Origin of the sequence: Clostridium sp. AM29-11AC (assembly GCF_003480545.1) — a bacterium.
Classification (GTDB): Bacteria; Bacillota; Clostridia; order Lachnospirales; family Lachnospiraceae; genus Otoolea; species Otoolea saccharolyticum_A.
In genome coordinates this window covers 38,035-45,205 of record NZ_QUJI01000024.1, presented here as the reverse complement: position 1 = coordinate 45,205, position 7,171 = coordinate 38,035, and the positions used below count along the sequence as shown (strand labels likewise).

5 protein-coding genes are annotated in these 7,171 nt (G+C 51.9%); 1 reads left to right on the top strand and 4 read right to left on the bottom strand.

Annotation, left to right across the window (positions count from 1 at the left end; translation table 11 throughout):
* Positions 1–146 precede the first annotated feature (146 nt).
* The 4 genes from hprK to DW757_RS14605 form a co-directional block, all read right to left on the bottom strand.
* Complete coding sequence (gene hprK, locus DW757_RS14620) at positions 147–1,076, bottom strand: HPr(Ser) kinase/phosphatase (protein WP_021966411.1); 930 nt, start codon at positions 1,074–1,076, stop codon at positions 147–149.
* Positions 1,077–1,197: 121 nt separating this feature from the next.
* A complete protein-coding gene (uvrC, locus tag DW757_RS14615; protein WP_118752087.1) occupies positions 1,198–3,063 on the bottom strand; it encodes an excinuclease ABC subunit UvrC in 1,866 nt (621 codons plus the stop codon).
* 86 nt (positions 3,064–3,149) lie between these two features.
* Positions 3,150–3,989 (bottom strand): DUF1653 domain-containing protein, encoded by an 840-nt coding sequence (locus tag DW757_RS18065; protein WP_347559999.1) that lies wholly within the window; start codon positions 3,987–3,989, stop codon positions 3,150–3,152.
* A 15-nt stretch (positions 3,990–4,004) separates the two neighbouring features.
* Entirely contained in the window at positions 4,005–5,315 is a 1,311-nt protein-coding gene (locus DW757_RS14605; protein ID WP_118752085.1) for a putative glycoside hydrolase, read from the bottom strand.
* Between the two features lie 270 nt (positions 5,316–5,585).
* Between DW757_RS14605 and DW757_RS14600 the strand changes: the two genes are divergently transcribed.
* Positions 5,586–7,067: a DUF1846 domain-containing protein gene (locus tag DW757_RS14600; protein ID WP_015545120.1), complete on the top strand. Its 1,482-nt coding sequence runs from the start codon at positions 5,586–5,588 to the stop codon at positions 7,065–7,067.
* Positions 7,068–7,171 lie beyond the last annotated feature (104 nt).

Below are 7,171 nucleotides of genomic sequence, written 5' to 3'. Positions count from 1 at the left end.
TCCCGCAATTCATTCAAAAATCTTCATTTTAGACTTGACTTTTAATAGTTAGTCTTTCCATTTTTCCACCGCTCCCGTCCTGAGCAGGCCAAGTGCGCCTTTCTGCAGGCGGAGCGTTCTTCCGGCAAAAAACTGTTCTCAGTCCCTTAATCGTTTTTTACAGCCAGATTGGCCTGAACACGGTTGTAGAGCTCCTTTGCCGCATTGTAGCCCATTTTCTTCTGTCTGTAATTGACGGCGGCGGATTCTACAATAATCGCCAGGTTTCTGCCTGGACGGATGGGAATGGAGTGGCACACTACCTTATTTCCCAAAAACTCGATATACTGATCTTCCATTCCCAGGCGATCGTACTCTCTGTCCTTATCCCACTCTTCCAGCTTGATTACCATGTCGATGGACTGGGTATCCTTCACGCTCTCCACACCGAACAGCGTCTTCACATCGATGATCCCGATTCCCCGAAGCTCGATAAAATGGCGGGTAATATCAGGTGCGGAGCCGATCAGAGTGTCGTCACTGACTCTCCTGAGCTCTACCACATCGTCGCTGACCAGCCTGTGTCCCCTCTTAATCAGCTCCAGGGCAGCCTCGCTTTTTCCGATTCCGCTCTCTCCCATAATCAGCACGCCCTCGCCGAACACATCGACCAGAACACCGTGAATGCTGATCATAGGGGCCAGCTTTACATTCAGCCAGCGGATCACCTCTGCCATCAGATTGGACGTAGGCTTTTTAGACACCATGCAGGGAACTCCGTAATAATTGCACAGCTCCAGCACGCACTCGTCCGGCTGCATCCCGCGGCTGTAAAGCAGACACGGAATCTTGCTGGAAATCAGCTTGTCGTAGACCTGACGCCGTCTTTCGCTGGTGAGCGTATCCAGATAGGCCTGCTCCACATACCCGATGATCTGAACCCTCTCCTTGTCAAAGTGATCGAAAAAGCCGGTAAGCTGCAGAGCCGGACGGTTTACATCCGGGTGAACCAGCACTGTTTTCTCCGTATCCAGCTCTGGCGTCATATTTTTCAGATCCATCTTCTCAATCAGCTCTTTGATCGTTACTCCATACATGGCATGTTTCTCCTTTTCTGCGTTTTCTTTTTTCACGTTTCACGCGGTTTTTCCCTCTGTTCGTTCCTTCCGCGTCCTGTGTCTTCATATTTTCTGATCGTACCATCTTTTTTGCTATTTGTCACCCCTGACTGTGAAAGAAGCTGTAAACGGCCTCCGCCGCTGCCTGATTCATCTGGGGGACCTCAAGAAGCTCCTCCACGCCTGCCTCTCTGACCGCCTCGATGGTCTTAAAATAGCGCATAAGCGCCTTCCTTCTGGCAGGGCCAATCCCCCTGATGTCATCCAGCACCGAGCGCACCTGCGTCTTTCCCCTGAGGCTTCTGTGATATTCTATGGCAAACCGGTGGGCTTCATCCTGAATCCTTGTGATGAGCTTAAACCCTTCTGAAAACCTGTCAATAGGAACCTCCTCGTTGTTGTAGTAAAGTCCCCTGGTTCTGTGGCTGTCATCCTTCACCATTCCGCAGACGGGGATGGCGATTCCAAGCTCTTCAAGCACCTCCAGGGCAATATTGACCTGGCCTCTGCCGCCGTCCATCATAATCAGGTCCGGAAAACGGGTAAAGCTCCCCATGGAGAGATCCCCGCCTCCCTCCAGGATCTCCTCCCGCTCCGCAAGCCCGTGGGAAAATCTCCTGGTGAGAACCTCCCTCATGGATGCGTAGTCGTTGGGTCCCTGGACCGTCTTTATACGGAATTTTCTGTAGTCGTTCCTCTTTGGCCTTCCATCCTCATAGACAATCATGGAGCCTACTGACTCAAAGCCGCTGATATTGGAAATATCATAGGCCTCAATCCGCCTCACCCTGGAAAGCCCGATAAGTCCTCCTATCTGGTTCATGGCGCCTGTCGTGCGCAGCTCCTCCCTCTTGATTTTCTCCTTGTCCTGGTCAAGCACCATCTTGGCATTCTTCTTGGCAAGCTCTACCAGCTTCTCCTTCTCCCCCTTCTTGGGAACGAGGATTTTCACCTTCTGCCCTCTTCTGCCGCTTAAAAAGCTGGATATTACCTCTGCATCCTCCAGCTCCTCCTGGCACCAGATCTCATGGGGGATGAAGGGCGTCCCCGCATAGAACTGCTTGACAAAACCGTTTAAAATCTGGCTGTTTGTCTCCGCCGTCCCAGCCTCCACATGGAAATGCTCTCTGCCGATCAGTCTTCCGTCCCTGACAAAGAATACCTGTACCACCACATCCCTCTCATCCTTGGCCATAGCGATAATATCCCGGTCATCCATGCTCTGGCTCGTGATCTTCTGCTTCTGGGCAATCTGGCGCACACTCTTTAGCAGGTCCCTGTATTCCGCCGCCTTCTCAAACTCCATCTCCTCTGAGGCCGCGTACATCCTGTCTGTCAGGAGCTTTGTCACCGGATCGTATTTTCCGCTCAGGAAATCCAGAACCTCTTTAATCTGCTTCTGGTAATCCTCCTGTGAGATATATCCCTGGCAGGGCCCGTCGCACTGCCTGATATGGTAGTAAAGACAGGGCCTGTCCTTTCCGATGTCCCTCGGCAGGTTTCTGGAACACGTTCTGATCCGGTAAATCTTATGGAGCAGGTCAATCATATCCTTCACTGCCCCGGAGCTGGTAAAGGGGCCGAAATACTTGTTTTTATCCTTTTTCATTGTCCTGGAAAACAGGATTCTGGGAAAAGCCTCGGAGACCGTCACTTTAATGTAAGGATACGTCTTGTCGTCCTTGAGCATGGTATTGTATTTCGGCCTGTGCTCCTTGATCAGATTGCATTCCAGCACAAGAGCCTCCAGCTCCGAGTCCGTCAGGATGTACTCAAATCTGGCGATCCGGGAAACCATCTTTTCAATCTTCGCCGTCTTGTTCCTGCTGCTCTGGAAATACTGGCGCACCCTGTTTTTCAGGCTGATGGCCTTTCCCACATAGATTATCTCATCCTTGTCGTCATGCATAATGTAAACCCCCGGCTGGGCCGGGAGCTTCTTCAGTTCCTCTTCTATATTAAACATTGGGCTGATTCTCCACCTTCTGCTGTTCTCACGCTTTTTTCATCTTGTCTGCCCTGTCCCCGGTTCGCTGCCTCCCCCGGTCTGTCCTAGTCCCGGCCTCTCCCCATCGGCTCCTGATAACCCCTGCGCAGCCGTGATGCGTCATACTTCAGCTGCATTTTCAGGTACTTTCGGATTCCTTCTATCTGCTCCTCAAGGCTGCCATAGCGGGTGCTGATATCCAGGTACACGCAGATGCTGTCCAGCTCCCTCTTTCCCACACAGCCCTCCATCTTGCGGAGTATGGCCAGCTGATCCTCTATGTCCTCGGCATCGAGAAATTCAATCAGAAAGGGATTTGGCTGATCCGGAACCGGCTCAATCGGAGAAAAGCCGTAGCCTCCGGCTCTCTGGGACGATACAATCCCCCGTCCTGCAAGACCGCTGTCTCTCCCATAAGTCTCCCTCTCATAGGCTGCCCTCTCATAAATGCGGGAGCGCTCCTCCTCTGTCGGAGCTTCTGAATTCTTCTCCCCTGTTTCCTCCCCGGGCTGCGCCTCCCCGTTCCGGCTGCCTCTTCCCGGTTCCTGCAGGCCCTGCAGCTTTTCTGACCGGCTGTCTGCGCCTGGCCCTTCTCCCGCCTTTTCCTCCTGTCCGGACGGCGCCGGCTGAGAAGCAGGTGAGACGGCAGCTGTGACTGCTCCCGGTTTTCTGAGCTCTACCCGCTCAAAGCGGTAGTGCTGGGCCGCATCGGGGTATTTTTCTCTGTCCACCGGGCTCACAAAGCTGCTCAGGGGGCGGGCATAGATTCCAAACGTACCGTAAAGTGCCTGGTAGATCACAAGCTGCTCCCCTGTTTCTGAGTGTTCTGCAACTGCCAGTACCTGATACATGTTATTTTTAAAATGCCGGTAAAATTCTCCCGGTTTTGGGATTCTGTCCATCATATCTGCCTCCGTCCTTTAATTCTGCTGCTCTTCCTCTGATTCCAATGCGCCGTAATGGTATTTGTTCGATGCGCTCCACAGGATCCATTCCTCATAGCCTGCATCATAAACCGCCTGGATCTGGCTTCGGATCTCCTCGTCGCCGTAGGCAATATGATTTTTCAGCCAGGAAGCCGTAAAATCCTGAAGCCACGGCCGCACCACCGCCGTTTTCTGTATCGTTTCAGCTCCTGCCGTGTCAAGAGCCGTCTTTGAGTCCGCCAGGGCCCCCATAATCGTTTCATAGGGATGCAGATCCGGATGGTCCAGTCCAAAATTTCCATCTCCATAGTGGGACGGATAAATCATAGGACAGATATAGTCCAGGCTGGAGGCCAGAGCGGCATAGTCCTGCCCCACTGCCTGGGCATCGCCGCTGCTGGAGATAATCGCTCCAAATACATCCGCCGATACATACACTCCCTCACTGCTCAGCTCATCATATATATATCCTGCAAGCTCCGTGATAATGTCTGTTTTTGAGCTTTCTCCCGCTGCTTTCACGGCTGCCTTCTGCAGACTGTTATTTGTGGAAAAACGGATATAGTCAAACTGCACCTCGTCAAACCCTGCCAGTGCCGCCTGCCTTCCGACTTCCGCCAGGTACTCCCGTACCTCCTCATTGTACGGATCCAGCCAGGCCATTTTATCACTGTCTCTCAGAACCTCTCCGCTCTCTGACTGAAAACACCACTGGGGCCTTGTCTCACCCATCTTCGGATCCCGAAGAGAGACTACTCTGGCAATGGTGTAAATGCCATGTTCCCTGAGCTCCGAAAGGAGTCCGGGCAGATCACTGATATAGGGCCTGCAGACCCCCAGCTCCTGAAGCATCGGGCTTTCCACCTCTGCCGTGATATTTCCGTTGTCATCCTTAAAATCAATCACCACAGCGTTCAGCTCTGTCCTGTCGATCTCCTCGATAATCCGGGCCATCCTCTCCCTGCTTCCCGCTGCATAAGCCGAGATATAGATCCCTTTTACTTTTACGGGTTCCCTGGGGCTGTCTGTGCTCCAGGCATCGTCGTAAATTTCAATCACAGGCCCGGCAGCCTCTGCCCTCACAGTGCTCTCATCTTCTCCCGATTTGCCGGAAGCTGTTCCTTCGGCCGCCGCTTGGCCTTCATCAGTTTCCGCTGTTTTCTGGACAGCCCTCCCACTCTCCGGTACAGCCTCCCCGCTCTCCATTTCCGGAGGCGTATATCTTGTGCAGCCTGCCAGGGGCAAAGCTGCGGCAAGCAAAAGCGCAGCAAGCAGCGCTCTCTTCTTTCCTCTATTTTCAAACATAACTTTTCTCTTTTCTTTTATCCCTTCTTATCCTGGCTATTATATCATTTTCCACCCGCCTGTGCCAGTCAAAATCCCTCTTCACCTGCAGAAAAATAGCAGCTCTGATTTTCTCTCCTGACCCTTCTGCATCCTCCGTTTCACCGCCTCAGAGAAAGTTTTTCCAAAAAAATTGATTTTCCCTCTACTCAAAATCCATTTTTTGTAGCATAATAGATAGGAAAATTTACAGTGGTACAAAATTTACAGATTAGATAAGGACGGTAAAATATGAGAACAGGATTCGATAATGACAAGTATCTGAAAATGCAGTCCGATCACATCCGCGAGAGAATCGGACAGTTCGGTGACAAGCTTTATCTGGAATTCGGCGGGAAGCTGTTTGACGACTACCATGCTTCAAGGGTGCTCCCGGGCTTTGCACCTGACAGTAAGCTGCGCATGCTTCTTCAGCTTGCAGATCAGGCTGAAATCGTCATCGCCATCAACGCGGCAGACATTGAGAAAAACAAAGTCCGTTCCGATCTCGGAATTACCTATGACGTGGATGTTCTCCGCCTGATTCAGACCTACACGGATAAGGGTCTTTACGTGGGAAGCGTTGTGATTACTCACTATTCAGGACAGTCCAGCGCTGATCTCTTTAAAAAGAAGCTGGAGAATCTCGGAATCAAGGTTTACCGCCACTATATCATTGAGGGGTATCCATCCAATGTATCCCTTATCGTCAGCGACGAGGGATATGGAAAGAATGAGTACATTGAAACTACAAAGCCGCTGGTGATCGTGACTGCTCCAGGCCCCGGCAGCGGAAAGATGGCTACCTGCCTGTCCCAGCTCTACCACGAAAATAAGAGAGGGATCAAGGCCGGCTACGCCAAGTTTGAAACCTTCCCTATCTGGAATATTCCGCTCAAGCATCCGGTCAACCTGGCCTATGAGGCAGCCACGGCAGATCTGAATGATGTAAATATGATCGATCCCTTCCACTTGGAGGCATACGGCGTAACTACTGTCAACTACAACCGGGATATTGAAATTTTCCCTGTTCTCAATGCTATCTTCGAGGGCATTTACGGAAGCTGCCCCTACAAGTCTCCCACCGATATGGGCGTAAACATGGCCGGCAACTGCATCTGTGATGACGAAGCCTGCTGTGAGGCCTCCAGACAGGAGATTATCCGCCGCTATTATCAGGCATTAAGCCGTGTAGTCAAGGAGCAGCCAGGTGCTAAGAACGAGGTCTACAAGATTGAGATCCTGATGAAACAGGCCAAAATTTCCACAGACATGAGAGCCGTCGTTCCTGCCGCCAATGAGCTGGCTGAAAAAGAAGGCGCACCGGCTGCTGCCCTTGAACTGCCGGACGGAACTATCGTCACAGGAAAGACCAGCAACCTGCTGGGTGCATCTGCCGCCCTCCTGCTCAACGCAGTAAAGGTTCTGGGAGAGATCCCCCATGAGCGCCATCTGATCTCCCCGGCCTCTATTGAGCCAATCCAGAAGCTGAAGGTGGATTACCTGGGCGGTGTCAATCCTCGCCTCCATACAGATGAAATCCTCATCGCTCTCTCCGCCTGCGCAGCCTCCGACGAGGTTGCACAGAAGGCTATGAAGCAGCTTCCAAAGCTGAAAGGCTGCCAGGTTCACACCTCTGTTATGCTCTCCGATGTGGACATTAAGGTGTTCAAGAAGCTCGGCGTGGAGCTGACCTGTGAACCCGTTTACGAGCATAAAAAGCTCTACCACTAGACGTTTCGGGAGCCGCAGAAACGGCCCCGGAAAAACTGTTAAAAAACGCCTGTGCAGAGGAGAAAGATACATTCATGTATACTTTCCATCTGCACAGGCGTTTT

What these genes read in the sequence shown, in the direction of transcription:
- DW757_RS14600 (WP_015545120.1), top strand. Translation starts at nt 5,586, where the DNA reads ATGAGAACAGGATTCGATAATGACAAGTATCTGAAAATGCAGTCCGAT.
- uvrC (WP_118752087.1), bottom strand. Translation starts at nt 3,063, where the DNA reads ATGTTTAATATAGAAGAGGAACTGAAGAAGCTCCCGGCCCAGCCGGGG.
- hprK (WP_021966411.1), bottom strand. Translation starts at nt 1,076, where the DNA reads ATGTATGGAGTAACGATCAAAGAGCTGATTGAGAAGATGGATCTGAAA.
- DW757_RS14605 (WP_118752085.1), bottom strand. Translation starts at nt 5,315, where the DNA reads ATGTTTGAAAATAGAGGAAAGAAGAGAGCGCTGCTTGCTGCGCTTTTG.
- DW757_RS18065 (WP_347559999.1), bottom strand. Translation starts at nt 3,989, where the DNA reads ATGATGGACAGAATCCCAAAACCGGGAGAATTTTACCGGCATTTTAAA.